This window comes from Oerskovia sp. NPDC060338 (genome assembly GCF_042726295.1).
Taxonomy (GTDB): domain Bacteria; phylum Actinomycetota; class Actinomycetes; order Actinomycetales; family Cellulomonadaceae; genus Oerskovia; species Oerskovia merdavium.
In genome coordinates, this window is the sequence record NZ_JBHXCQ010000014.1 from 99,377 (window position 1) to 123,838 (window position 24,462).

A 24,462-nucleotide genomic window follows, 5' to 3' on the forward strand; every position below is an offset into this window, starting at 1 on the left:
CCCATGACCACACGCACCACCCGCTGGTCCACCCTGCTCGCGACCGCCTCGGCCGCCACGCTCGCCCTGCTCCTGGGCGCGTGCGCGTCGGGCACCGACGCCGGGGACGGCGGCGGCACGAGCGGCGCCGACACGAAGGAGGCCGGCACCCGCACGGTCCAGAGCGCGTTCGGCGAGACCACGATCCCGGCAGACCCGCAGGCCGCGCTCGGTGTGTACACGACCGACCTCGACATGCTCATCACGCTGGGCATCCCGCTCGCCGGGTCGCAGCCCATCCGCTCGCAGGGGTACACGACCTTCCCGTCGTTCTTCGACCAGGAGGCGCTCGAGGGCATCAAGACGTTCGAGAACTTCCCCGAGTACAACTACGAGGAGATCCTCGCCGCCCAGCCCGACGTGATCCTCAACGGCCTGGGCTACGACGACGAGCTCGTGACCAAGCTTCCCGACATCGCCCCGACGTACAGCTTCAACGGGTTCGACGGCCGTGACTGGCGCGAGAGCTTCGCCGAGGTCGCGGAGGCGTTCGACAAGGTCGAGGAGCACGACGCCTGGACCGCGAAGTACCAGGCCAAGGTCGACGACGTGAAGGCCCGCCTCGCCGAGGCCGGCATCGACCCGGTCGTCGCGCCGGTCGGCTACGGCGACGGCGAGATCATCGTGTCCTGCTACGGCACGCCCTGCCTGGTCTTCAACGACCTGGGTCTGAAGATCTCGCCGCTCGTCGAGCCCGAGGAGGGCACCACGCTCGGCACCGAGCAGCTCGAGCAGCTCGCGGGCATCGACTGGGCCTTCACCTCGACCGCGCCGGACGAGAAGACGGGCGAGCTCGACGACCCGTTCGCCGAGCTCGCGGGCAACGGTCTGTGGGCCGCCCTGCCGTTCGTCACGAACCAGCACGTCGCGGTCCACGACCTCGAGATGGTCTACGGGTCGCCCAGCGGCCAGTACGCGTTCCTCGAGGTCGTCGAGAAGGCGCTGCTGCCGTGATGCGCATCCACCGGGCCGAGGTCGTGGCGGTCGAGCGCCTGACCCCCGGCATGATCCGGGTCACGCTGGGTGGCGAGGGCCTCGCCGACTTCGAGTCGACGGGCGTGGGAGACGAGTACCTGCGCGTCTTCCTGCCCGCCCCGGGCGAGACCGAGCCGGTCCTGCCCTTCGCGACCGAGACGTCGTGGGACTACCCCGAGGGCGTCGAGCCCTCGCCCATGCGGACCTACACGGTCCGGGCCGTGCCCGAGCCCGGCCAGGTCGTGATCGACTTCGTCGTGCACGAGGGCGGGGTCGCCGCGACCTGGGCCCGGCGGGCGAGGCCGGGCGACGTCGTCGGGCTCAACACGCCCCACGGGCTGTACGACCCGCCCGCGGACCTCGCGTGGCAGATCCTCCTCGCGGACGCGACGGGCCTGCCCGCGGTCGGGCGCCTGATCGAGCAGGCCCCGGCGGGCGTGCGCACGCGCGTGGTCGTCGAGGTGCCCGACGCGGGCCACCGCCAGTCCTTCCCCGTGAACCCCGACGTCGAGATCGCGTGGGTCTACGGCGGCAACGGCCACGGGCCGTGCCGGCTCGAGGAGATCCTGCGGAGCATCGAGCTGCCCGACGGCGTCGGGTACGTCTGGTTCGCAGGGGAGACCAAGGTGCTGCGTGCCGTCCGCAAGTACCTGCGCCACGAGCGCGGGCTGCCCGTCACGGCCTACAAGACCATCGGGTACTGGACCGCGAAGGCCGAGGAGTGGGAGGAGCGCTGGGAGAACCTCGACCCGAGCGTCAAGGCGTGGATCGACTCCCTGTGGGCCGACGAGGAGCGCGACGAGGAAGAGATCACCGACGCGTACTTCGACAAGCTCGAGTCGTTGGGGCTGTGAGATGACGACGACCGAACGTGCCCCCGCGGGGGCGGCCCCGAGCGGCGCGTCGCACGACGCGACCGCCGGGGGTGGTCCGGCCGCCCCCGCGCAGGCCCCGACCGCGGACAGGACGCCCGGTCTCGCCGCGACCAACGCCTCGCGGACCGCGTGGCTGCTCGTCGCCGTCGGCGTCCTGGTCCTGATGCTCTTCGTGAGCCTCGTCGTGGGCTCCAAGACGATCCCGCTGGCCTCGGTGTGGTCGGCGCTCGTCGGAGCCCCCGGCGCCGACCCGAACGACGTGGTCATCCTGCGCGACCTGCGCCTGCCCCGCACGGCCCTCGGCCTCCTGGTCGGGGTCGCGCTCGGCCTCTCGGGCGCGCTCATCCAGGCCCTGACCCGCAACCCGCTCGCCGACCCCGGCATCCTGGGCGTCAACGCGGGCGCGGGCTTCGCGGTCGTGATCGGGGTCGCGACGTTCGGCGTCGTCAACATCCAGCAGTACATCTGGTTCGCGTTCCTGGGGGCGATCGTCACGACGGTCGTCGTGTACCTCATCGGCTCGCTCGGGCGCGGGGGCGCGACGCCCGTCCGGCTCACGCTCGCGGGCATCTCGATCGGGGCGGTGCTGGGCGGGATCTCGTCCGGCATCACGCTGCTCAACCCGCAGGTCTTCGACAAGATGCGCTACTGGGGGGCGGGCACCCTCAGCAACCGCTCGTGGGAGATGGTCGGGACGGTCACGCCGTTCATCCTCGTGGGCGTCGTGCTCGCGGTCGTCGCGGCGCGCCCGCTCAACGCGGTCGCGCTGGGCGACGACCTGGCCCGGTCGCTCGGCGCCCACATCAACCGGACCCGCACGATCGTCGTGATCGCCGTGACGCTCCTGTGCGGCGCCGCGACGGCGGCCGCGGGCCCCATCGGGTTCGTGGGGCTCATGGTCCCGCACGTCGCACGCTGGATCGTCGGCCCGGACCAGCGGTGGATCCTGTCCTACACGCTCGTCCTGTCGCCCGTCCTTCTGCTGGTGTCCGACGTCGCAGCGCGCCTGGTTCTGCGGCCCGCCGAGCTGCAGGTCGGCATCGTCACGGCGTTCGTCGGCGCCCCGGTCCTCATCTGGCTCGTGCGACGCAGGCAGGTGAGCGGGCTGTGACGGCTCCTGTGCAGACCCCGGCCCCGGTCACCGACCGCGCTCAGGCCGAACGGCTCGACTTCGGTCGGCCGACCCGCGTCCTGCGCTCGCGCCGAGGACGGTTCTCCGCGCGCCTCGACGTGCGCGCCGCCGTCGTGACGCTCGTGCTGGTGCTGCTCGCCGCGGCGGTCGGCGTCGTGGCGCTCGGCGTGGGCGACTACGCCGTGGCGGTCCCCGACGTGCTGCGCGCCCTGACGGGCGAGGCCTCGGACGTGGTCCGCATGGTCGTCGTCGAGTGGCGGCTGCCACGCGTCCTGCTCGCGATCCTGCTGGGCGGCGCCCTGGGGATGAGCGGCGCGATCTTCCAGTCGCTGACCCGCAACCCCCTCGGCAGCCCCGACATCATCGGGTTCAACACGGGCGCCTACACCGGTGCGCTCGTCGTGATCCTGGTCCTCGGCGGCTCGTACGGCGCGGTCGCGGCCGGGGCCATGATCGGCGGGCTCGCGACCGCGGGCATCGTCTACCTGCTCGCGTACAAGAACGGCGTGCAGGGCTTCCGGCTCATCATCGTGGGCATCGCGATCAGCGCGATGCTCGCCTCGGTCGACACGTGGCTCATCCTCAAGGCCGAGCTCTCGCGCGCCATGGCCGCCGCGACCTGGGGAGCGGGCAGCCTCAACGGGCTGTCGTGGACCCAGGTCCTGCCGGTCGTGCTGATCCTCGCGGTCCTCGTGCCCCCGCTGTTCCTCCTGGGGCGACGCATGAACGTCCTCGAGATGGGCGACGACGCCGCGCAGGCCCTCGGGGTCCGCTCCGAGCGCACGCGGCTCTCGCTCGTCGTCGTGGGGGTCGCGCTGACCGCGCTCGTCACGGCGGCGGCCGGACCGATCGCGTTCATCTCGCTCGCGGCCCCCCAGCTCGCACGGCGTCTCACGCGCGGCGCGACCGTCGGCCTCGCGTCCTCGGCCGCCATGGGCGCGGCGCTGCTCGCCGCGAGCGACCTGGTCGCCCAGCGGGCCTTCGCACCCACCCAGCTGCCCGTCGGCGTCGTGACCGTGAGCATCGGCGGCTGCTACCTCGTGTGGCTGCTGGCCCGGGAGGCGAGGCGACAGTGAGCACCTGGACCCGACCCGCGACCCGCGGGCCCGCGACCCGCACGAGCCCGACCGCACCGGCCGCCGACGCACCCCCGACCAGCCCCACCCCTCCCGAGGAGACGGCGATGACCGCCACGACGCACCCGGTGACCACGATCCCGGCCGAGGCCGACGCGCCCGCGGCGAGCCCCGCCGTCGGGCAGGGAGCCACTCCCCAGGCCGCCCCCGCGGCCCCGGGCGAGCCCCGGCTGCGCGCCGAGGGCCTCAGCATCGGGTACCACGAGCGCATCGTGTCCCAGGGGCTCGACGTCGCGATCCCCGACCGGTCCTTCACCGTGATCGTCGGGCCCAACGCGTGCGGCAAGTCGACGCTGCTGCGCGCGCTGTCGCGGCTGCTCACCCCGAGCGCCGGGCAGGTCGTGCTCGACGGGAAGACCATCACGTCCTACAAGGCCAAGGAGGTCGCGCGCCGGCTCGGGCTCCTGCCCCAGACGTCGATCGCGCCCGACGGCATCACGGTCGCGGACCTCGTGGCGCGCGGCCGCTACCCCCACCAGAAGCTCCTGCGGCAGTGGTCGCGCGACGACGAGGACGCCGTCGTGCGGGCGCTCGCGGCCACGCAGGTCACGCCCTTGTCGGCGCGGCCCGTCGACGAGCTGTCGGGCGGGCAGCGCCAGCGCGTGTGGGTGTCCATGGTGCTCGCGCAGGAGACCGAGCTGCTGCTGCTCGACGAGCCCACGACGTTCCTCGACATCGCCCACCAGATCGAGCTGCTCGAGCTGTTCGGTGACCTCAACCGCGAGGGGCGCACGCTCGTCGCGGTGCTGCACGACCTCAACCACGCCTGCCGCTACGCGACGCACCTGGTCGCGATGAAGGACGGCGCCGTGGTCGCGCAGGGGGCTCCCGGGGAGATCGTGACGGCCGAGCTCGTCGAGGAGGTGTTCGGGCTGCGGTGCACGATCATCGACGACCCGGTCACGGGGACGCCGCTCGTGATCCCGCTGGGCCGCCGGGGGTGAACGGTCTGCCCGCCGGACGTGCCGTCGGCGGGCCCCGTGCCGCGCCCTCCCGCACGTTGGATACCCTCTAGTGGTGATCGATCTTCGACTTCTGCGCGACAACCCCGACGTCGTCCGCGCCAGCCAGGTGGCTCGCGGCGACGACCCCGCCCTCGTGGACCAGGCGCTCGACGCCGACTCCCGCCGTCGCAGCGCGCTGACGGACTTCGAGCAGATGCGGGCCGAGCAGAAGTCCCTGGGCAAGAAGGTCGCCCAGGCGCAGGGCGAGGAGAAGACCGCCCTGCTCGCGCACACCAAGCAGCTCGCCGAGGGCGTCAAGGCCCGCCAGAAGGACGCCGACGACGCCGAGGCGCAGCTCAAGGACGTCCTCTACAAGATCTCCAACGTGATCGAGGGGGCCCCTCCGGGCGGCGAGGACGACTACGTCGTGCTCCGCGAGGAGGGCACCATCCGCGACTTCGCGGCCGAGGGCTTCACGCCCCGCGACCACCTCGAGCTGGGCGAGGGCCTGCGCGCGATCGACACCGAGCGCGGCGCCAAGGTGTCGGGCGCGCGGTTCTACTACCTCACGGGCATCGGGGCGCGCCTCGAGCTCGCGCTGCTCAACGCCGCGATGGACCAGGCGTTCCAGGAGGGCTTCACGCCCGTCATCACGCCCACGCTCGTGCGTCCCGAGATCATGCAGGGCACGGGCTTCCTGGGCGCCCACGCGGACGAGATCTACCGTCTCGAGGCCGACGACCTGTACCTGGTCGGCACGAGCGAGGTCGCGCTCGCGGGCTACCACTCGGGCGAGATCCTCGACCTGTCGGACGGCCCCAAGCGCTACGCGGGCTGGAGCGCGTGCTACCGCCGCGAGGCCGGCTCGTACGGCAAGGACACGCGCGGCATCATCCGCGTGCACCAGTTCCACAAGGTCGAGATGTTCAGCTACATCGACCCGGCGGACGCCGAGGCCGAGCACCAGCGCCTCCTGGGCTGGGAGGAGGCCATGCTGCGCAAGTGCGAGCTGCCGTACCGCGTGATCGACACGGCCGCGGGCGACCTGGGGTCGAGCGCTGCCCGCAAGTTCGACTGCGAGGCCTGGCTGCCCACGCAGGAGCGCTACCTCGAGCTGACGTCGACCTCGAACTGCACCACGTTCCAGGCCCGCCGCCTGGGCGTGCGCGAGCGCGTCGAGGTGGACGGCAAGACGGAGACCCGCACGGTCGCCACGCTCAACGGCACGCTGGGCACGACGCGCTGGATCGTCGCGATCCTCGAGAACCACCAGCAGCCCGACGGCTCGGTCCGCGTCCCGGAGGGCCTGCGGCCCTACCTGGGCGGGCTCGAGGTCCTCGAGCCGGTCGCGCCGCCGGCCTCCTCGGGGGGGTCGTCGAAGGGCTCCTCGAAGGTCACGGAGTGACGGGTCCGCAGGAGGGCCTGGACGTCACCAGCACCACCCGGCCCGACGGCGCGGCGCCCTCAGGTGCGTCTCCGTCCCCGGGCGAGGTGGCGCCGTCGGGCACGGACCGTGCTCCTGGTGACGGTGCCGCGACGGCTGCCGCGACGCCGGGCCCGGGTCGGACCACCGGTCCTGACGCTGCTCCGACCGTGAACCCGGCCCGTCCGGGGGAGGGCCCGCTGCTCGTCGCGCTCGACATCGACGGGACCATCCTGAGCCACGACGACGTCCTGAGCGACGGCGTCGTCGAGGCCGTCGCGGCCGTTCGTGCGGCCGGACACCACGTGATGCTCTCGTCGGGACGCTCGCTCATCGCGGTCCTGCCCGTCGCCGAGCGCCTCGGCCTCGCCGAGGGGTACATGGTGTGCTCGAACGGTTCCGTGACGGCTCGTTTCGACGACGCGTCGCCCACGGGCTACGTGGTCGACGAGGTCATCACGTTCAACCCCGAGGGCGCGCTGCGGCTCCTGCGCGACGAGCTGCCCGACGCGCTCTTCGCGGTCGAGGACGTGGGCGTCGGCTTCCGCATGAACGACCTCTTCCCGCACGGCGAGCTCGACGGCGTGCACCGGGTCGTGGACTTCGAGGAGCTGTGGTCGGGCGAGGTCACGCGTGTCGTGGTGCGCAGCCCGGGCTCGACGAGCGAGGAGTTCAGCGAGCTCGCGCGGTCGCTCGGGCTGAGCGACGTGACGTACGCGGTCGGCTGGTCGGCGTGGATGGACATCGCGCCGCTGGGCGTGACCAAGGCGAGCGCGCTCGAGCGCGTGCGCGGTCTGCTGGGTGTGGCGCCGGGCGCGACCGTGGCCGTGGGCGACGGCAGCAACGACATCGACATGCTGCGCTGGGCCGGTCGCGGGGTGGCCATGGGCCACGCCGATCCCGAGGTCAAGGAAGCGGCCGACGAGGTCACGGGAAGCATCGACGAGGCCGGGGCGGTCGCGGTGCTGCGGAGCCTGGTCTGAGGACCTGAGGACCTGAGGACCTGAGGACCTGAGGACCTGAGGACCTGAGGTCTGCGGGCTGACTGCTGACTGCTGACTGTGGACCACCCGCCACCGACCGCGAGGTAGAACGTCCTGTGCGAGGTAGAACGCAGGGCGTTCTACCTCGCACAGGACGTTCTACCTCGGCAGCGAGCCGGCGGAGGAGCGGTCAGTCGCGCGCCGTCAGGACGAGCGGCCCGTCCTCCGTGATCGCGACCGTGTGCTCCGAGTGCGCACCGCGCGAGCCGTCGGCGCTGCGCAGCGTCCAGCCGTCGGGGTCGGTGAAGATCTCGTCGGTCGTCTCGAGGAACCACGGCTCGATCGCGATCACGAGACCCGGCTTGAGCGGGAACCCGCGGCCCTTGCGGCCGTCGTTGGGCACGTGCGGGTCGCCGTGCATGGTGCGGCCCACGCCGTGCCCGCCGAAGTCGGTGTTGATGCGGTAGCCGGCGCCGTGCCCGACGGCCGCGATCGCGGCCGAGATGTCGCCGATCTTGTTGCCCGGCTGAGCGGCCGCGATGCCCGCGGCGAGCGCGTCCTGCGTCGCCTCGATGAGCTTGCGGTCGGCGGCACCGCGGTCGCCCCCGCGCGGGTTCCCGACGACGAACGACACGGCGCTGTCGGAGACCCAGCCGTCGACCGAGGCCGCGAAGTCGAGGCTCAGCAGGTCGCCGTCCTGGAGGCGGTAGTCGAACGGCAGGCCGTGCAGGACGGCGTCGTTGACCGAGGTGCAGATGACCTTGCCGAACGGGCTCGCCCCGAACGAGGGGTGGTAGTCGATGTAGCAGGACTCGGCGCCCCGCTCCTTGATCATCCGGTGGGCCAGGGCGTCGAGCTCGAGCAGGTTGACGCCGACCTTCGCGGCGGCGGCGACCTGCGTGAGGACGTCCGCGACGAAGCGGCCGGCCGGGCGCATCTGCTCGATCTCGCGGGGGGTCCTCAGCTCGATCATGGTGTTCCTCTCGGTGCGTGCTCGGGTGTGCCGGGGCCGATGCGGGGTTCCGCGGGGCTCTCCGACCTGCTCCCAGGGTGTCACGGGAGGGCAGGCGGGGTGCAACTCCCGGGGTGCGGCGGGTGCCGGCGCAGTCCGGTCGCAAGACGGTAGGCGCCTGGGCGGGGCGCGCGCGAAGGATGCCTGCGCGGTGTGCGCATGCCGGGCGCGAATCGCTTCTGGCCCCCGCGCGGGGGAGAATCGCTCCTCGTGGCAGGAATCGACGAGGTAGCGCAGGCGGCCGGGGTCTCGACGGCGACCGTCTCGCGAGCGCTGCGCGGGCTGCCGAACGTCTCGGCGGCGACGCGCGCACGGGTCCGGGCCGTGGCCGAGGAGCTGGGGTACGTGCCGTCGCCGTCGGCGGCCTCGCTCGCGACGGGCCGGACGCGGACGATCGGTGTGATCACCCCGTGGGTCAGCCGGTGGTTCTTCGCCAACGTGATCGAGGGCGCCGAGCGCGCGCTGCGCTCGGTGGGCTACGACGTGCTGCTCTACACGTTCGAGGTGGGCGAGGACCGGCCGCGCCGCAAGGTCGACCCCACGGTGCTGCAGCGGCGGGTCGACGGGACCCTGGTCGTGGGGCTCCCGCTCGACGACGCCGAGGTCCGCTCGCTCGTCGACCTGGGCACCCCGCTCGCGTTCGTCGGCTCCGGCCCCGCGGACCAGGTCACGGTCCGGCTCGACGACGTCCGCACGGGCTCGCTCGCGACCCGGCACCTGATCGACCTGGGGCACCGGGTCGTCGGGCACGTCACCGGTATGCCGGACCTGGTCTCGTCGTGGTCGCCGCCCGTCGAGCGCTCGACGGGCTACGAGCGCGCGCTGGTCGCCGCGGGCCTGGAGGTCTCGGCCGACCTCGTGGCCAACGGGGGGTTCGACGTCGAGGGCGGCCGTTCGTCGACCAGGGAGCTGCTGCGCCGTCGACCCGATGTCACAGCGATCTTCGCGGCCTCGGACGAGATGGCGATGGGTGCGATCCTCGCGGCCCGGGACCTGGGCCTGGACGTGCCGGGAGACCTGTCGGTCATCGGGGTCGACGGACACGACCTGGGCGAGCTGGTCGGGCTCACGACGATCGGGCAGGACGCGTACCAGCAGGGTGCCGACGCCTCGATGCTGCTCATGGAGATGATCAACGGCGCGCCCGTCCCGGAGAGCCTGACGTACCCGACGCACCTGGTCCGACGGACCTCGACCGCCCGTCCTCGCTGACCCCGGTTCCGCGGCGTTCCGGGCTTTCGCAGGTCACGGTGGTGGGAGCGCGACCACTCTGGGCGGTTGCGAGGCGTCATGAGTAACGGAATCGTTACTGAAGTGACCCCTGCTTGTGCTTGCGCAACCGGGATGTAAACGCTTGCATGAGCAGTGGGGCAGTCGCGTCGTGGCCGACGTGACTGCGACACCTGCGGGCCGACCGCGATGTCAGCACCACAACGTTGTGGAGGAAAAGTCATGGCAAGAAGCACCCTGTCCATCAAGCGCCGCGCACTCGCGGCCGTCGCCGGTGGAGCCAGCCTCGCCATCGTGCTCACCGCCTGCAGCAGCAGCGGTGACGGAGGAGACGCCGGAGACACCGAGGCAGCGACCGCGGACTGTGCGGCGTACGAGGAGTACGGCGACCTCTCGGGCAAGACGGTCTCGGTCTACACGACGATCGTCGACACCGAGGCCGAGCAGCAGCAGGAGTCCTACAAGCCGTTCGAGGACTGCACGGGCGCCACCATCAAGTACGAGGGCTCCAAGGAGTTCGAGGCGCAGCTGCCCATCCGCATCCAGTCCGGCAGCGCGCCGGACATCGCCTACATCCCCCAGCCGGGCTTCCTCAAGAGCCTCGTCCAGGACTACCCGGACGCGATCCTCCCCGTCGGGGACGCCGCGTCGGCCAACGTCGACGAGTTCTACACCGAGTCGTGGCGCGACTACGGCACGGTCGACGGGACGCTCTACGCGACCCCGCTCGGCGCCAACGTGAAGTCCTTCGTCTGGTACTCCCCGGCCATGTTCGAGGACGCCGGCTACGAGATCCCGACCACCTGGGACGAGCTCATCGACCTCTCCGACCAGATCGTCGCGGACAACCCGGACGGCGAGATCAAGCCCTGGTGCGCCGGCATCGGCTCGGGTGAGGCCACGGGCTGGCCCGCGACCGACTGGATGGAGGACGTCGTCCTCCGCACGGCCGGACCCGAGGTCTACGACCAGTGGGTCAACCACGAGATCCCGTTCAACGACCCGCAGATCGCCGACGCCCTGGCCACGGTCGGCACGGTGCTCAAGAACGACGAGTACGTCAACGGTGGCATCGGCGACGTCTCGTCGATCGCGACGACCGAGTTCACCGAGGGTGGCCTGCCCATCCTGGACGGTCTCTGCTACATGCACCGCCAGGCGTCGTTCTACCAGGCCAACTGGCCCGAGGGCACCACGGTCGCGGAGGACGGCGACGTCTTCGCGTTCTACTTCCCGGGCAACGACACCGAGGCCAAGCCGGTTCTCGGCGGTGGCGAGTTCGTCGTCTCGTTCGCGGACCGTCCCGAGGTCCAGGCCTTCCAGGCGTTCCTCACGAGCCCCGAGTGGTCGAACGCCAAGGCGACCGCGACCCCTCAGGGGTGGATCAGCGCCAACAAGGAGCTCGACAAGAGCCTCCTGCAGTCCCCGATCGACCAGCTCTCGTACGGTCTGCTGACCGACGACAGCTACGTGTTCCGCTTCGACGGCTCGGACATGATGCCCGCCGCCGTGGGAGCAGGGTCGTTCTGGACCGAGATGACCGAGTGGATCGCGAGCGACAAGTCGGACACCGCGGTGCTCGACGCGATCGAGGCGTCGTGGCCGACGTCCTGACCGTTCGCTGACGCCTGACCTACGATCCACAGATGGGGGCCCGCCACCATGGCGGGCCCCCATCGCACGAAGGAGTGCTCCATGGACTGGCTACTGACGCCCGACGGTCCGGCAGGAAAGTTCGCGGTCATGCTGTTCGCGATCCTCCTGTTCGTCATCGTGATGGGCGTGATCCTCTTTCTCGCGGACCTTCCCAAGCGGGTCCCCAACTGGGTGATCGCCGCGGTCTTCGCCGGCCCGGCGCTCCTGCTCATCGGGTTCGGGCTGCTCTACCCGGGCATCAAGACCGTCCGTGACTCGTTCTTCAACCGCACCAGCACGGAGTTCGTCGGCCTCGACAACTACATCACCGCGCTGACCCGTGACGAGTTCCAGGTGGTCCTGCGCAACACCGCGATCTGGGTCATCGTGGTCCCGCTCGTCTCGACGCTGCTGGGCCTGATCTACGCCGTCGTGATCGACAGGTCGCGCTTCGAGAAGTTCGCCAAGACCCTGATCTTCCTTCCCATGGCCATCTCCATGGTCGGGGCGGGCATCATCTGGAAGTTCATGTACGAGTACAAGGCCGACATCGGGAACATCCAGCAGATCGGGCTCCTGAACCAGATCCTGGTCTGGGTGGGCCTCGAACCCCAGAAGTTCCTGCTCGACGCCCCCTGGAACACGTTCTTCCTCATCATGGTCATGATCTGGATCCAGGCCGGGTTCGCCATGACGATCCTCGCCGCGGCCATCCGCGCCATCCCCGACGACATCGTCGAGGCCGCCCGTCTCGACGGGGTCTCGGGCATGCGCATGTTCCGCTACATCACCGTCCCGAGCATCCGTCCCGCGCTCATCGTCGTCCTCACCACGATCGCGATAGGCACCCTCAAGGTCTTCGACATCGTCAGGACCATGACGGGCGGCCGGTTCGACACCTCGGTCGTCGCGAACGAGTTCTACACGCAGGCCCTGCGACAGGGCGAGAAGGGCCTCGGCGCCGCGCTCGCCGTGATCCTGTTCATCCTCGTCATCCCGATCATCATCTACAACGTGCGCCAGCTGCGGGCGTCGGAGGAGATCCGATGAGCATCCCGATCCCCGACACCACGATCGTCGACGAGACCCCCGAGGAGGGCAAGGGCGTCGGCAAGCTCGACAGGCTCGACCGTCGAGCGGGTGCCGTCCGGCGCCGCGCGAGCTCCAAGAGCGCGTCGGCCATCGCGATCGTCCTCGCGGTCCTGTGGACCATCCCGACGTTCGGCCTGCTCGTCACGTCCTTCCGCCCGGCCGCGGACATCCGCCGCACCGGCTGGTGGACCGCGTTCAGCAACCCCGAGTTCACGCTCGAGAACTACCAGGACGCGCTCTTCGGCAGCTCGACCAACTTCGCGAGCTACTTCGTGAACTCGGTCGTCATCACCCTGCCGGCCGTCATCATCCCCATCACCCTGGCGCTCCTCGCGGCGTACGCGTTCGCGTGGATCGACTTCCGGGGCCGCAACCTCCTGTTCGTCGCGGTCTTCGCGCTCCAGATCATCCCCATCCAGGTCACGCTCGTGCCGCTGCTCTCCCAGTACGTGAGCTGGGGCATCGACGGCTCGTTCTGGCCCGTCTGGCTCTCGCACACGATCTTCGCGCTGCCGCTCGCGATCTTCCTGTTCCACAACTTCATGAAGGACATCCCGCGCGAGCTCGTCGAGGCCGCACGCGTCGACGGCGCAGGGCACGTGCGGATCTTCTTCACGGTCCTCATGCCGCTCCTGGTCCCGGCCATCGCGGCGTTCGGGATCTTCCAGTTCCTGTGGGTGTGGAACGACCTGCTCGTCGCGCTGACCTTCGGCTCGGCGCTCGACGTCGCGCCCCTCACGGTCCGCATCGCCGAGCTCTCCGGGTCACGAGGAGCCAACTGGCACCTGCTGCCGGCAGGAGCGTTCATCTCGATGGTCGTGCCCGTCATCGTCTTCCTGGCGCTCCAGCGGTACTTCGTCCGAGGTCTCCTGGCGGGTTCCGTCAAGGGGTGACTCTCGGTACTCCGCCGTCGGGCGGGGCAGTTCGCACGGCCCTCCGGGAGGCCAGGCCACGGCCACGCGAACGGCCCCGCCCGACGGCGTCGCGCGTCACACCACGTCGGGTGCTGCTGGTCCCGTGGTCGGCAGGGGCCGACGTAGGGTCGTCGGGTGCTCTCTGGTCCCAGCCGCGCGCTGGCTTCCGCTGCGGGGCGGGTCCCTCCACCCGCCCTCTTCGTCGTCTCCGGGTTGACCCAGTACCTGGGCGCCGCGATCGCGGTGGGGTTGTTCGCCGTCGTCGGCGCACCCGAGGTCGCCTGGCTGCGCATCGTCGTGGCCGCCGTGCTGCTCCTCGCCTGGCGCCGACCTTGGCGGCAGCGATGGACCCGGCGCACTCTTGCCTGGGCCGCGGTGTTCGGTGTGGCGCTGGCCGCCATGAACGTCACGTTCTACGTCGCGATCGACCACCTGCCCCTCGGGTCGGCGGTCGCGATCGAGTTCATCGGCCCCGTGGCGGTCGCGGCGATCACGGGGCGAGGGTGGCGTGAGCGCGGAGGTATCGCCGTCGCCGCGGTGGGCGTCGTGCTCCTCGCCGGTGTCACGCTCACGTCCGACCTGCCGCGCGAGGACGTCGTGATCGGGTTGGTCGCGATCGGTCTCGCGGCGGCGTGCTGGGCCGCGTACATCCTGCTGGGCCGGCGCGTGGCTCTGGCCGGGTCCGGGGTCACGTCGCTCTCGGTCGCGATGGCCGCGGGGGCCCTGGTCTTCGCGCCGTTCCTCGCACCGTCCTCCGGGGCCGTGCTCGAGGACTGGAAGCTGCTCCTCGCGGTCGTGGGGATCGCGGTGTGCTCGTCGGTCGTCCCGTACGTGCTCGAGCAGCTCATCCTGCGCAGGGTCAGCGCAGCGACGTTCTCCGTGCTCCTCGCGATGCTGCCCGCGACCGCGGTGGTGATCGGCGCCGTCGTGCTCCAGCAGGTCCCCTCGTGGCTCGAGCTCGTCGGCCTGCTCCTGGTGTCCGGGGCCATCGCCATGACGGCTCAGCGCACGGACCCGCCGCCCGCCTAGCCCGTGCACGGCGGGGCAGAACGACCCCCGCGAGGTCTTGCGCGGTACGTCAGAGGTACTGGCCCGGCGAGGGGCGCCCGTCGTCGCCCTCGCGCGGAGCGCCCGGCTGCGGGGGCTGCCCGGGGTGCCCGGGCATGCCCGGGACGGGGATGGTGCCGGGCGGCAGCGCACGGCGGATCTGCGAGAGCTGGGCCTGCGCCGCCATCTGCTGGGCCACGAGGGCCGTCTGGATGCCGTGGAACAGTCCCTCGAGCCAGCCCACGAGCTGGGCCTGCGCCACGCGGAGCTCCGCATCGGACGGCACCGCGTCGTCGGTGAACGGCAACGAGATGCGGTGGAGCTCGGCGACGAGGTCGGGGGAGAGGCCCTCCTCGAGCTCCTTGAGGGACCTCTCGTGGATCTCCGCGAGGCGGCTGCGTGCCGCCTCGTCGAGCGGCGCGTCGCGGACCTCCTCGAGCAGACGCTTGATCATGCCGCCGATCCGCATGACCTTCGCGGGTTCCTCGATGACCGCGCTCGGGTTGCGGTCCTCGTCGGTCGAGTCGTCGCTCGCGACGACCGAGACCCTCGTCCCGTCCGGCCCGACGACCGTGACGCGCTGGGCCTCGCCCTCGTTCCCCGGGGTGTCCCCGGCGTCCTCACGATCCTCCGGGGGAGCCGTCCGTCCGGGCTCGGTCGGGTCGGGGTTCTGGTCGGTGCGCGGCTCGTCGCTCATCGCCCCAGTCTGACCCGAACAGGCGCCCGGCGCGAAGGTTCGGGCCCGCCCCGCGTCAGGGAAGCAGCAGGACCTTGCCGAACACCTCGCCCGACTCCAGGAGCCGGTGCGCGTCCGCAGCACGGTCCAGGGGAAGCCGGGCGTGCACGACCGGCCGGACACGCCCGCCGGCGACCAAGGGCCAGACGTGCTCGAGCACGTCGCGCACGAGCCGGGCCTTCTCCTCGGCCGGCCGCGCCCGCAGGGTCGTACCGCTCACCTGGGCGCGCTTGGCCAGCAGCATCCCCAGGTCGAGCTCCCCGCGACGTCCCTTCTGCATCCCGATCACGACCAGCCGTCCGCCCGTCGCGAGCGCCCGGAGGTTGTCGGGGAGGTACGCGGCCCCGACGACGTCGAGCACGACGTCCGCGCCCGCGCCCCCTGAGGTGTCGCGCACGGCGGCGACGAAGTCCTGGGTCCGGTGGTCGACGGCGGTCTCCGCGCCGAGCGTGAGGCAGCGCGCCGTGCGCTCGGGCCCACCTGCGGTCGCGATCACCCGGGCGCCGAGTGCGGCCCCGATCTGCGTGGCGACCGAGCCGACGCCACCGGAGCCGCCGTGCACGAGGAGGACCTCGCCGCGGGCGAGGCGCCCGACGTCGACGAGGTTGCTCCACGCGGTGCACACCGCCTCGGGCAGGGCGGCCCCGTCGACGAGTGCGACGCCGTCGGGCAGGGGGAGGACCTGGGACGCGCGGACGCGGACCTTCTCCGCGTAGCCCCCGCCGTCGAGGAGGGCGACGACCTCGTCGCCCACGTCCCACCCTGTGAGACGCGGGCCAACCGCCGAAATCACCCCAGACACCTCGAGACCCGGCCATACCGGGGCGCCGGGCGGTGGAGGGTAGTGACCGGCGCGTTGTAGCAGGTCAGCAGGGTTCACGCCACTCGAAGCGACGTCGATCACCACCTCTCCGGGACCCGGTTCGGGGTCGGGGAGTGTGGACATGGTGAGTTTCTCTGGCCCGCCCGGGGCCGCTATCGTGACGGCTCGCACACAAAAGACACTACGTCCTCGTCGACGAGGACTCGTGTCGGTCAGCGGAGAGCCGCGGCTCGACGTATCGCCTTGCCCCGGATGACCGGATTAGGTCTGTGGGGCAAGTGCACCGATAGTTAGTACGCACGTCTGGCGCGTGGGGGACGGTCGGAGGCGACCGGGACCCACGAACTTCCGCTGGTTACAGGGTTTGGAGAGAGGTTCGTATGCTCCGCAGGTTGAGCGTTCGCGGGAAGATCCTTGCGGCACTCGCGCTGCCTGTCCTCGTCCTGTTCCTGGCCGCGACGATCTTCTCGGTCCAGGCGATCAACGAGGCGCGGGTCGCCCAGCAGACGCAGGCACTGGTCAAGGCGTTCGCGACCCAGGACGTCGCGGGCAAGGCGGTCGCCGCCGAGCGAGCCGCCGAGATCCAGCGCGTCCGCGGGGTCGAGAACGGTGACGCCCTCGTCGAGGAGGCCCGCCTCGCGACGGACAAGGCCCTGGACCGGCGCGACGCGGTGTACGCAGACCTCAACATGTCGATGCTCGACCAGCGCGTGCGTAACGCGGTCGACGCGACGGTCAAGGACCGTGCGGAGCTCGCGGACATCCGCAAGAAGATCGACACTAACGCGCTCCAGGAGCTCGGGTTCACCTCGAAGTACAACACCCTGATCGACGATGCGCTCGACGTCCCGCGTGTCCTCGCGGACACGTCCGACGACCGCACCCTGGCGCAGTTCCTCGACGCGTACGTCGACACCAACGTGCTCATGAGCCAGGTCGCGCTCGAGCTGCCCGTGGCGCAGTTCCTCTTCGACGACATCCAGGCCAACCGCGAGAACCCCGGCGCCCCGAAGAACCTCGACAACGCGTCGCTCCGTGTCGCGCGACTCATCAGCGAGGGCGACACGAAGGCCGTGCAGGCGCGCAAGGCCGTCCGAGAGCTCCGGATCGACCAGGTCATCCCGTCGCCCATCGGCACCTACGTCGGTCTGCGCTCGGGCCTCGCCGCGAACGGTGCGACGGGTACCACCGCCCAGCAGGACTGGTCGTCGGCCTCGTCCAACGACCTCAAGAACATCACCCCGGTCCGCGACAAGGTCCTCGCCGAGACGGGCGAGATCGCCTCGGACAACGCGACCGCCGCCGTGACGCGAGCCGTCATCACGATCCTCGTGACCCTCCTCGCGTTCGGCGCGACGATCGCGGTGGCCGGTGCCATCGCCCGCCAGATCGTGAACCCGCTGCGTCGTCTGACCGACGCAGCCCAGGACGTGCGTGACCAGCTGCCCCGCCTCGTCGAGCAGGTGTCGATCCCCGGTCAGGGCCCCGGCATCAGCATCCAGCCGATCGAGATCGAGTCGACCGACGAGGTCGGCCAGCTCGCCAACGCGTTCAACGACGTGAACTCCACGACCATCCAGGTCGCGAGGGAGCAGGCCGCTCTCCGTGGCTCGATCGCCGAGATGTTCGTCAACGTCGCGCGCCGTGACCAGGTCCTCCTCAACCGTCAGCTCGCGTTCCTCGACGACCTCGAGCGGTCCGAGGAAGACGCGAACACGCTGTCGAACCTGTTCCGCCTCGACCACCTCGCGACGCGGATGCGTCGTAACGCCGAGTCGCTCCTGGTCCTCGCGGGCATCGACTCGGGCCGACGCGTGCGCCAGCCCATGCCGGCCTCCGACGTCATCCGTACGGCGTCGTCCGAGATCGAGCTGTACGACCGTGTCCGCCTGAACCTGGTCGTCGACCCGCTCATGCTGGGGCACAACGCCCTCAACGCGGCACACCTCATCGCCGAGCTTCTCGAGAACGCGACCATGTTCTCGGAGCCGCACACCCCGGTCGAGGTCAGCACGGGGCGCGACGAGCGCTTCGTCAAGATCATCATCCGCGACCACGGGCTCGGCATGACTCCCGAGGAGATCGGCGAGGCGAACCGCAAGGTCAACGCGCACGCCGCGTCGGACGTCGTCGGGTCGCAGCGTCTGGGCCTGTACGTGGTCGGACGCATCTCCGACCGCCTGGGTGCGCGCGTCACGTTCGAGCGCGCCCCCGAGGGTGCGGGGACGCTCGTCACGGTGAGCTTCCCGAACGTCCTGTTCGTGCCCGACTCCAACGTGCCGCTGCCGATGCCGACGGACCCGCTGGACAACCGCACGCAGGTCGCGGCGGACCAGATCTCGGCGCCCGCCCCGCAGCCGACCGCACCCGTGTACTCGGGACCGGCCACGACCTCGACCCCGCAGATCGACCACGAGGCCCCGGTCGCCGTGGCCGTCGACCTCGCCGCGCTGACCGACGGTGCCACGTCCACGGGCATGCCCCGCCGCCGTTCGCGCGGCATGGACCCCGCCGGGTCGGCACCCAGCGCCTCGTTCGTCCCCGGTCCGCAGACCGGCTCGATCATCCTGCCGCCGTTGGCCACCCCGTCGCTGCCCCTGGACCTGCCCGCGGCCCCCGACGCGTGGTCACCGCCGGAGGGTGTCGCTGCCACGGGCAACTCGCTGCCGAGCCGCGCTCGCGCCTCGAGCCCCGCAGATTCGACCGGCGTCATGCCGCCCGTCCAGCCTGCTTCCGCCGAGATCCCCGTCCTGGACGTGAGCACGCGGTCCGCGATGTTCTCGAGCTTCCGGGCCCTGGGCACGACCGACCCGAGCACCGCCGAGCAGCAGGCCGTCGAGCTCGACGCAGCCCCGGACGTCTCGGCGACCGACATCTCCGTCCCGGACTTCGTGCCCGACGACGGCACCTGGGCCCCGCAGTTCGCGATCGAGCCGCTCGGTGCGTCCGAGGCCGACGCGGCGCCCGCGGAACAGCCGATCGCCGTAGCACCGGTCGCGCCGGTCGCGGAGGCTCCCGTCGCCGACGCTCCTGCCGCTGCGCGGGAGGTCCAGGCCGTGGAGCCGCAGGCTCCCGTACCCGACCTTCCGCAGCGCAACGCGCCGGCGGCGGCCGAGGCCCCGGTCCAGCAGTTCGCCCCGCCCGTCGTGGCGTACGAGGCTCCGGTCGCGGCTCCTGCGGCGAGCTTCGAGCCCCCGGTCGTGCAGGCGGCTCCGCCCGTCGTGGCGTACGAGGCTCCGGTCGCGGCTCCTGCGGCGAGCTTCGAGCCCCCGGTCGTGCAGGCGGCTCCGCCGTTCGCGGCTCCCGCCGCGCAGGCCGCTCCCGTCGCGCCGCTGCACCGGGAGGAGATCCCCGAGGAGCTCTCGTTCGAGGCTCTGCCGAAGTTCGAGGACCTCATGGCCGACCTGCCGACGCGCCGGTCGCTGCGTGAGAGCCAGGCGCGCAAGCGCGGGATCTTCAACCGTCGCCCGCGGACGGGCACCCTGCCCGTCATCCGGCCGTCGTCGGCAGCGCTCGCCTCGCAGCCCGCCGGCACGGACCAGCAGGCTCCCGCGGCCACGTACCAGCAGCCGCAGGCTCCTGCCGTGCAGCAGCCCGCTGCCGTCGGGTACCAGCAGCCGCAGGCTGCGCCGGTGGCCTACCAGCAGCCGCAGTCCGCACCGCAGCCCGTCGCCTTCGCTGCCCCGGCCGCGCCGACCTCGTTCGCGCCGCCGACCGCGGCGCAGCCGCAGGTCGCCGCGCCCGCGCCCGTGGCCTCGGCACCGCTGGTCCGCCGACCGGCCCAGGAGCCGATCGAGCCCCTCGACCCGACCTACGTGTCGGACTCGGTCGAGGCGCGGTCCGACTGGATCGCCTCGGCCGTGCTCTACGAGGAGATGTCCACGCTGCTGCGCAACGGGCCCGAGGTCCAGGGCAAGGCGTTCGCGGAGTCCGCGGGCACCTACAGCCCCCAGGCCCAGTCCGACGTCACGGCGTCCGGACTGACGCGGCGCGCACGGACGGTGAACCGCGAGGAGTACGTCGACCGGTTCACCGCGAAGATCGATCGCGACCCTGAGCAGCTGCGAGCCCGTCTCGCGGCCTTCCAGTCGGCGACGGCCCGGGGACGGGTCGAGGCCGACGACGAGACGGGGTCGACGGATCTGTCCTCGCACGGGAATGATGTCCCTGACTCAGCGCCGCAGTCGCGGTAACGAACAGCTCGCCGTCTGTGGCAACTGACAAGGAGGAAGTGTGAACGCGCTCAGCACCGAAGCAACCAATTTCGGGTGGTTGCTCGACAACTTCGTGCGGACCGTCCCGGGAAGTCGGCACACCCTGGTGGTGTCGGCGGACGGCCTGCTCATGGCGATGTCCGACCAGCTGGACCGCACGAGCGGTGACCAGCTCGCCGCGATCGTGTCCGGCATGTCCAGCCTGACCCGTGGGGCGGCACGCCAGCTCAACGGCGGCAACGTCCGGCAGTCGATCGTCGAGATGGACAACGGCTTCCTCTTCCTCATGAACGTGTCGAACGGATCGGTCCTCGGCGTCGTCGCGGAGTCGACGTGCGACATCGGACTGATCGGCTACGAGATGGCACTTCTCGTCTCCCGTACCGAGGCCACCCTGACGCCTCAGCTGATCTCGGAGATGCGCGGTAGCCTGCCTGTTGACGGAGCAACACGAGCCCCGGTGGGATGAGGTTAGGTCGATGACGAACGCACCTTTTGGCAGCTTGGGAGCCCACAGCTCGGACTCGTACGAGGCCGCGACGGTCCGTCCGTACGCGGTCACCGGCGGACGTGTCCGTTCGGCGACCTCGGACCTTCCGCTCGAGGCCCTCGTCGAGGTGATGCCGGGTGCTGTGAACAGCTACGGCCTTCCTCCTGAGAAGCGCGCGATCCTCCAGCACGCTGCTCACAACTACGTGTCGATCGCCGAGCTCTCAGCGCTGCTGCGGATGCCCCTCGGCGTCACCCGCATCCTCGTCGCCGACCTCGCCGAGGACAACTACCTGACGGTTCACACGTCGACACCGTTGAACGTCCACACCGGCCACGGCGGCAGCAACTCGGGACTGTCCCTGAGCATCTTGGAGAGTGTTCTCAATGGCATTTCCACCCTCTGACGCTGCCTCGGCCGGTCAGCCGCAGCCCGGCGCCGGTCCGGCCGTCACGGGCCCGTCCTGGGCTCCGGTCGCGCCCGTCGGCGGAGGTGCGCCCACCGTGCAGGCTCCTGCCGTGCAGGCGCCGGCCCCGGTCCGGCAGAGCGTCCTGAGCCCCCAGGGTGCAGCCGCTCCGGCGGCCGCGCAGCACCACCCCGCCCCGGTCGCTGCGCAGCAGGCCCCGACGGTCCACCAGACGCCGCCCGTGCAGCAGACGCCTGCCCCGGCCGCCGCTGCGGCTCCGCAGCCACAGCAGCCGGCACCCGCTCAGCCCGCAGCGGCTCCTGCTTCTGCTCCCCAGGCGACGCGGACCGCGCCGACGGTCGTCAAGATCGTCGTCGCAGGTGGCTTCGCCGTGGGCAAGACGACGTTCATCGGGTCCATCTCGGACATCGAGCCGCTCAACACCGAGGCCGCGATGACGGAGCACTCGGTGGGGGTCGACGACGCGGGTGGCGTGAGCGACCGCAAGATGACGACCACGGTCGCGATGGACTTCGGTCGTATCGAGCTCCCGGGCTCGCTGTGGCTCTACCTGTTCGGCACCCCGGGACAGGACCGCTTCCTGTTCATGTGGGACGACCTGGTGCGCGGTGCGATCGGTGCCGTCGTGCTGGTGGACACCGACCGCCTGGAGCAGTGCTTCCCGGCGATCGACTACTTCGAGTCGCGCGGCATCCCGTTCGTCGTGGGCGTCAACTGCTTCGACGGCGTCGCCAAGCACAAGCTCGAGGACGTCCGTGAGGCGCTGCAGATCCCGGCGCACGTGCCCATGCTCTACACCGACGCGCGTTCGCGTGCGGCGACCAAGCAGACGCTGATCTCGCTCGTCCAGCTCGCGATGCGCCAGCTGCGCTCGGGCGCGGCCTGACGCGTACCTCGTGCGGGCCGGGCAGCCCGCTGCTCGACGACCACAGCACGACGGCGGGTCCCCTCCACGGGTGACCCGCCGTCGTCGTGCCGGCTCCGTGCCGGTCGACGGCACCTCCCCACGCCGGACGGTCGGTCGGGGCCCGCACGGCGCCCGTCGGCGCCAGCAGCTGCCCCGACGTGCCAGAATGTGCGTCGGAGCATCCCAGGAGGGCTGACAGAGCGGCCTAATGTGACGGTCTTGAAAACCGTTGTTGCGCAAGCAACCGGGGGTTCGAATCCCTCGCCCTCCGCCCTCACGAGAGGCCCCGGACCACCCAGGTGGACCGGGGCCTCTCCGCGTGGCGCGGGATCCGCGGCACGCCGGACGCGTGGACCGGACCGTCTCACCGGGTCGCCCGTGGGTGCACCGGGGGGACGGACGGGACATCATGACGGGGTGACAGCAGAAGCGACCGACGAGCCGGGCCTGGGCCCGAGCGAGCTCGTCCGACAGTCCGGGACGGTCCTGCGGGTCGGGCGCCTCGCGCTCTCTGCGGGGACCGGCAGCTACCGCGTGAAGTCGCACATGACACGCGTGGGCCGGGCGCTGGGCCTGGACCGTACCGCCGCGCACGTGACGCTCACCGAGATCACCGCGACGTCCTACCGTGACCGGAACTTCCGCACCGAGGTCTCCGAGGTCCGCGCGGTCGGCATCAACTCGGACCGTCTGTCGGAGCTCGAGTCGTACGTGGGGGACCTGCCCGAGCACGTCACGGCCGCCGACGTCGACGCGGAGCTCGAGAGGATCGCCGCCAAGCCCCTGCTCTACGGAGCGTTCCTCAACGCCCTGTGGGCCGCGATCGCGTGTGCGGCGTTCGCGTTCCTGAACAACGGCGGCGTGATCGAGTGCGGCGCGGTGTTCGTCGGTGCGTTCCTGGGGCAGATGGTGCGTCGGGCCATGCTGCACAAGGGGATCAACCAGTTCGGGACCACGATGCTCGCGGCGACCGTGGCGGCGTCCGCGTACCTGCTGGTCGTCCTGGCCTTCGAGAACGTGCTGGGTCTCTCCGGCGGGCACGAGGCCGGCTACGTGTCCGCGGTCCTGTTCCTGGTGCCGGGGTTCGCGCTCGTGACGGCGGCCCTGGACCTGGCCAAGCTGGACTTCTCGGCCGGGATCGCGCGCATGACCTACGCGCTGATGATCCTGGCGTCGGCGGCCCTCGCGGTGTGGGCCGTGTCCGCGATCGCGGGTCTCCAGCCGGACCGGCTGCCGCCGCCCGCGCTCGACGACACCCTGTTCCTCGCGCTCCGGCTGCTGGCCAGCTTCGCGGGCGTCCTGGGCTTCGCGCTGATGTTCAACAGCCCGTGGAAGATGGCGGTCGGTGCCGCGTCGATCGGCATGATCGCCAACGTGGGTCGTCTCCTGATGATCGACGCGGGGTTCGCGTCGCAGGCCGCTGCTGCGGCGACCGCGCTCGTCGTCGGTGTCCTGGCGGCCTACATCGCCCCCGCGATGAACGTTCCTCGCATCACCCTCTCGGTGCCTGCCGTCGTCATCATGGTGCCGGGGGTCACGGCGTACCGGGCCGTCTACCAGTTCAACAGCGGGGCCACGGTCGACGCGCTGGCGTCGACCGTCGAGGCGGGGCTCGTGATCATCGCGCTGTCGATCGGGCTCGCGGTCGCCCGCATGCTCACCGACAAGAACTGGACGTTCGAGCGGTAGGTACCAGGGTCGGCGCGATTGCTTCACAGACCCCTCACCAAGCTAGTTGCACCGAGTGCATCGACGTGCCTAGCGTAGGAACATGTCCCTCGTCACCGGAGATCGTCGTGCTGCGCTCAAGGCGCGCCACCGGCGTGCGATCGTGGACGCCGCGTCGGCCCTGATCGGCGAGTCGGGCGGCACGGACTTCTCGGTCGACGTGCTCGCGGACCGTGCCGACGTCTCGCGGCGCACGGTCTTCAACCACTTCGCGTCGCTCGACGACGTCGTGACCGAGGTCTGCAGCGAGGTCGTCGGTGCGGCGCTCGGTCGTCTCGACGCGCTCTCGACGAGCGCGGACCCCGTGCAGGCGGACGCGGGGCTGTTCGACGAGGTCGCGGACGCCCTGCGTGCGACCGACTTCGTGACACCGCTGACGTACCTGACCCGGGTGCTCGGGGGCGAGGGGGGACCCTCGCCTCGCAGAGCCCTGACGCTGATCAAGGTCTTCGCCGAGGTCAGCACGCGCCTCACCGCGGGCCTGGCCACGAGCCATCCCGACGCCGACCCGTTCGACATCGAGCTGTTCGTCGGCTCGACCATGAGCGGGCTCATCGTGATCTACCTCCACTGGGTCGAGGTCACGGGGGCGGTCGACGACGTCGACTCCCGCGCGACCTGGTCGGCCCTGCTCGAACGACTCCTCGACGCGACACGGACCGGGCACGCCTCGGTCGCGTCGTCCCGCCGGGCCCCCTGA

General features: G+C 71.2%; 21 protein-coding genes and 1 tRNA gene. 19 read left to right on the forward strand and 3 right to left on the reverse strand.

All coding sequences use genetic code 11. The features are described from left to right. Positions 1-3 precede the first annotated feature (3 nt). From ACFWGN_RS17535 to ACFWGN_RS17565, 7 genes are all read left to right on the forward strand, one after another. Positions 4-993, forward strand: a complete 990-nt coding sequence (locus tag ACFWGN_RS17535) for an ABC transporter substrate-binding protein (RefSeq protein ID WP_377618634.1) — start codon at positions 4-6, stop codon at positions 991-993. Continuing rightward, on the forward strand, positions 993-1,868 hold the full coding sequence (locus ACFWGN_RS17540) for a siderophore-interacting protein (protein ID WP_377618704.1): 876 nt from the start codon (positions 993-995) through the stop codon (positions 1,866-1,868). Before ACFWGN_RS17535 ends, ACFWGN_RS17540 begins: the two co-directional genes overlap by 1 nt. Position 1,869: 1 nt before the next feature. Then, positions 1,870-3,000, forward strand: a complete 1,131-nt coding sequence (locus ACFWGN_RS17545) for a Fe(3+)-siderophore ABC transporter permease (RefSeq protein WP_377618635.1) — start codon at positions 1,870-1,872, stop codon at positions 2,998-3,000. Further along, positions 2,997-4,097, forward strand: a complete 1,101-nt coding sequence (locus ACFWGN_RS17550) for a FecCD family ABC transporter permease (protein ID WP_377618637.1) — start codon at positions 2,997-2,999, stop codon at positions 4,095-4,097. The genes ACFWGN_RS17545 and ACFWGN_RS17550 overlap by 4 nt, the downstream gene beginning before the upstream one ends. 107 nt (positions 4,098-4,204) lie before the next feature. Further along, positions 4,205-5,101, forward strand: coding sequence for an ABC transporter ATP-binding protein (locus ACFWGN_RS17555; protein WP_377618639.1), 897 nt, complete (start codon positions 4,205-4,207; stop codon positions 5,099-5,101). Positions 5,102-5,174: 73 nt separating this feature from the next. Next, positions 5,175-6,506 (forward strand): serine--tRNA ligase, encoded by a 1,332-nt coding sequence (gene serS, locus ACFWGN_RS17560; RefSeq protein WP_377618641.1) that lies wholly within the window; start codon positions 5,175-5,177, stop codon positions 6,504-6,506. Further along, a complete protein-coding gene (locus tag ACFWGN_RS17565) occupies positions 6,503-7,507 on the forward strand; it encodes an HAD family hydrolase (RefSeq protein ID WP_377618643.1) in 1,005 nt (334 codons plus the stop codon). The genes serS and ACFWGN_RS17565 overlap by 4 nt, the downstream gene beginning before the upstream one ends. A 190-nt stretch (positions 7,508-7,697) precedes the next feature. Here ACFWGN_RS17565 and map read toward each other — a convergent pair whose 3' ends face one another. Next, complete coding sequence (gene map, locus ACFWGN_RS17570) at positions 7,698-8,480, reverse strand: type I methionyl aminopeptidase (RefSeq protein ID WP_377618645.1); 783 nt, start codon at positions 8,478-8,480, stop codon at positions 7,698-7,700. 249 nt (positions 8,481-8,729) lie between these two features. On the opposite strand from map, the gene ACFWGN_RS17575 reads away from it, so the two are divergent. The 5 genes from ACFWGN_RS17575 (at position 8,730) to ACFWGN_RS17595 (ending at position 14,419) form a co-directional block, all read left to right on the forward strand. Further along, entirely contained in the window at positions 8,730-9,731 is a 1,002-nt protein-coding gene (locus ACFWGN_RS17575) for a LacI family DNA-binding transcriptional regulator (protein WP_377618647.1), read from the forward strand. A 240-nt stretch (positions 9,732-9,971) separates the two neighbouring features. Continuing rightward, the gene (locus tag ACFWGN_RS17580; RefSeq protein ID WP_377618649.1) at positions 9,972-11,363 is read left to right on the forward strand and encodes an ABC transporter substrate-binding protein; all 1,392 of its coding nucleotides are present in this window, start codon (positions 9,972-9,974) and stop codon (positions 11,361-11,363) included. 81 nt (positions 11,364-11,444) lie between these two features. Next, positions 11,445-12,434, forward strand: a complete 990-nt coding sequence (locus ACFWGN_RS17585) for a carbohydrate ABC transporter permease (RefSeq protein WP_377618651.1) — start codon at positions 11,445-11,447, stop codon at positions 12,432-12,434. Beyond that, positions 12,431-13,369 carry a carbohydrate ABC transporter permease gene (locus tag ACFWGN_RS17590; RefSeq protein WP_377618653.1) on the forward strand — a complete coding sequence of 313 codons (939 nt, stop codon included), beginning with the start codon at positions 12,431-12,433 and terminating at the stop codon, positions 13,367-13,369. Before ACFWGN_RS17585 ends, ACFWGN_RS17590 begins: the two co-directional genes overlap by 4 nt. A 156-nt stretch (positions 13,370-13,525) precedes the next feature. After that, entirely contained in the window at positions 13,526-14,419 is an 894-nt protein-coding gene (locus ACFWGN_RS17595; RefSeq protein ID WP_377618655.1) for a DMT family transporter, read from the forward strand. A 49-nt stretch (positions 14,420-14,468) separates the two neighbouring features. On the opposite strand, the gene ACFWGN_RS17600 is transcribed toward ACFWGN_RS17595, so the two are convergent. Then, positions 14,469-15,134, reverse strand: coding sequence for a bacterial proteasome activator family protein (locus ACFWGN_RS17600; RefSeq protein WP_377618657.1), 666 nt, complete (start codon positions 15,132-15,134; stop codon positions 14,469-14,471). 55 nt (positions 15,135-15,189) lie between these two features. Continuing rightward, positions 15,190-16,167, reverse strand: coding sequence for an NAD(P)H-quinone oxidoreductase (locus ACFWGN_RS17605; RefSeq protein ID WP_377618659.1), 978 nt, complete (start codon positions 16,165-16,167; stop codon positions 15,190-15,192). Positions 16,168-16,388: 221 nt separating this feature from the next. On the opposite strand from ACFWGN_RS17605, the gene ACFWGN_RS17610 reads away from it, so the two are divergent. From ACFWGN_RS17610 to ACFWGN_RS17640, 7 genes are all read left to right on the forward strand, one after another. Beyond that, on the forward strand, positions 16,389-20,189 hold the full coding sequence (locus tag ACFWGN_RS17610) for an ATP-binding protein (protein ID WP_377618661.1): 3,801 nt from the start codon (positions 16,389-16,391) through the stop codon (positions 20,187-20,189). Between the two features lie 40 nt (positions 20,190-20,229). After that, a complete protein-coding gene (locus tag ACFWGN_RS17615) occupies positions 20,230-20,679 on the forward strand; it encodes a roadblock/LC7 domain-containing protein (RefSeq protein WP_030151141.1) in 450 nt (149 codons plus the stop codon). 10 nt (positions 20,680-20,689) lie between these two features. Beyond that, positions 20,690-21,106: a DUF742 domain-containing protein gene (locus ACFWGN_RS17620; RefSeq protein ID WP_056652781.1), complete on the forward strand. Its 417-nt coding sequence runs from the start codon at positions 20,690-20,692 to the stop codon at positions 21,104-21,106. Between the two features lie 367 nt (positions 21,107-21,473). Further along, a complete protein-coding gene (locus ACFWGN_RS17625) occupies positions 21,474-22,013 on the forward strand; it encodes an ATP/GTP-binding protein (protein WP_157257694.1) in 540 nt (179 codons plus the stop codon). Positions 22,014-22,220: 207 nt separating this feature from the next. Further along, positions 22,221-22,305, forward strand: a tRNA-Ser gene (locus tag ACFWGN_RS17630). Positions 22,306-22,451: 146 nt separating this feature from the next. After that, positions 22,452-23,723 (forward strand): threonine/serine exporter ThrE family protein, encoded by a 1,272-nt coding sequence (locus ACFWGN_RS17635; protein WP_191801050.1) that lies wholly within the window; start codon positions 22,452-22,454, stop codon positions 23,721-23,723. 82 nt (positions 23,724-23,805) lie between these two features. Further along, entirely contained in the window at positions 23,806-24,462 is a 657-nt protein-coding gene (locus ACFWGN_RS17640; protein ID WP_377618663.1) for a TetR/AcrR family transcriptional regulator, read from the forward strand.

What these genes read in the sequence shown, in the direction of transcription:
- ACFWGN_RS17535 (WP_377618634.1), top strand. Translation starts at nt 4, where the DNA reads ATGACCACACGCACCACCCGCTGGTCCACCCTGCTCGCGACCGCCTCG.
- ACFWGN_RS17540 (WP_377618704.1), top strand. Translation starts at nt 993, where the DNA reads ATGCGCATCCACCGGGCCGAGGTCGTGGCGGTCGAGCGCCTGACCCCC.
- ACFWGN_RS17545 (WP_377618635.1), top strand. Translation starts at nt 1,870, where the DNA reads ATGACGACGACCGAACGTGCCCCCGCGGGGGCGGCCCCGAGCGGCGCG.
- ACFWGN_RS17555 (WP_377618639.1), top strand. Translation starts at nt 4,205, where the DNA reads ATGACCGCCACGACGCACCCGGTGACCACGATCCCGGCCGAGGCCGAC.
- map (WP_377618645.1), bottom strand. Translation starts at nt 8,480, where the DNA reads ATGATCGAGCTGAGGACCCCCCGCGAGATCGAGCAGATGCGCCCGGCC.
- ACFWGN_RS17580 (WP_377618649.1), top strand. Translation starts at nt 9,972, where the DNA reads ATGGCAAGAAGCACCCTGTCCATCAAGCGCCGCGCACTCGCGGCCGTC.
- ACFWGN_RS17585 (WP_377618651.1), top strand. Translation starts at nt 11,445, where the DNA reads ATGGACTGGCTACTGACGCCCGACGGTCCGGCAGGAAAGTTCGCGGTC.
- ACFWGN_RS17590 (WP_377618653.1), top strand. Translation starts at nt 12,431, where the DNA reads ATGAGCATCCCGATCCCCGACACCACGATCGTCGACGAGACCCCCGAG.
- ACFWGN_RS17600 (WP_377618657.1), bottom strand. Translation starts at nt 15,134, where the DNA reads ATGAGCGACGAGCCGCGCACCGACCAGAACCCCGACCCGACCGAGCCC.
- ACFWGN_RS17620 (WP_056652781.1), top strand. Translation starts at nt 20,690, where the DNA reads ATGACGAACGCACCTTTTGGCAGCTTGGGAGCCCACAGCTCGGACTCG.
- ACFWGN_RS17640 (WP_377618663.1), top strand. Translation starts at nt 23,806, where the DNA reads ATGTCCCTCGTCACCGGAGATCGTCGTGCTGCGCTCAAGGCGCGCCAC.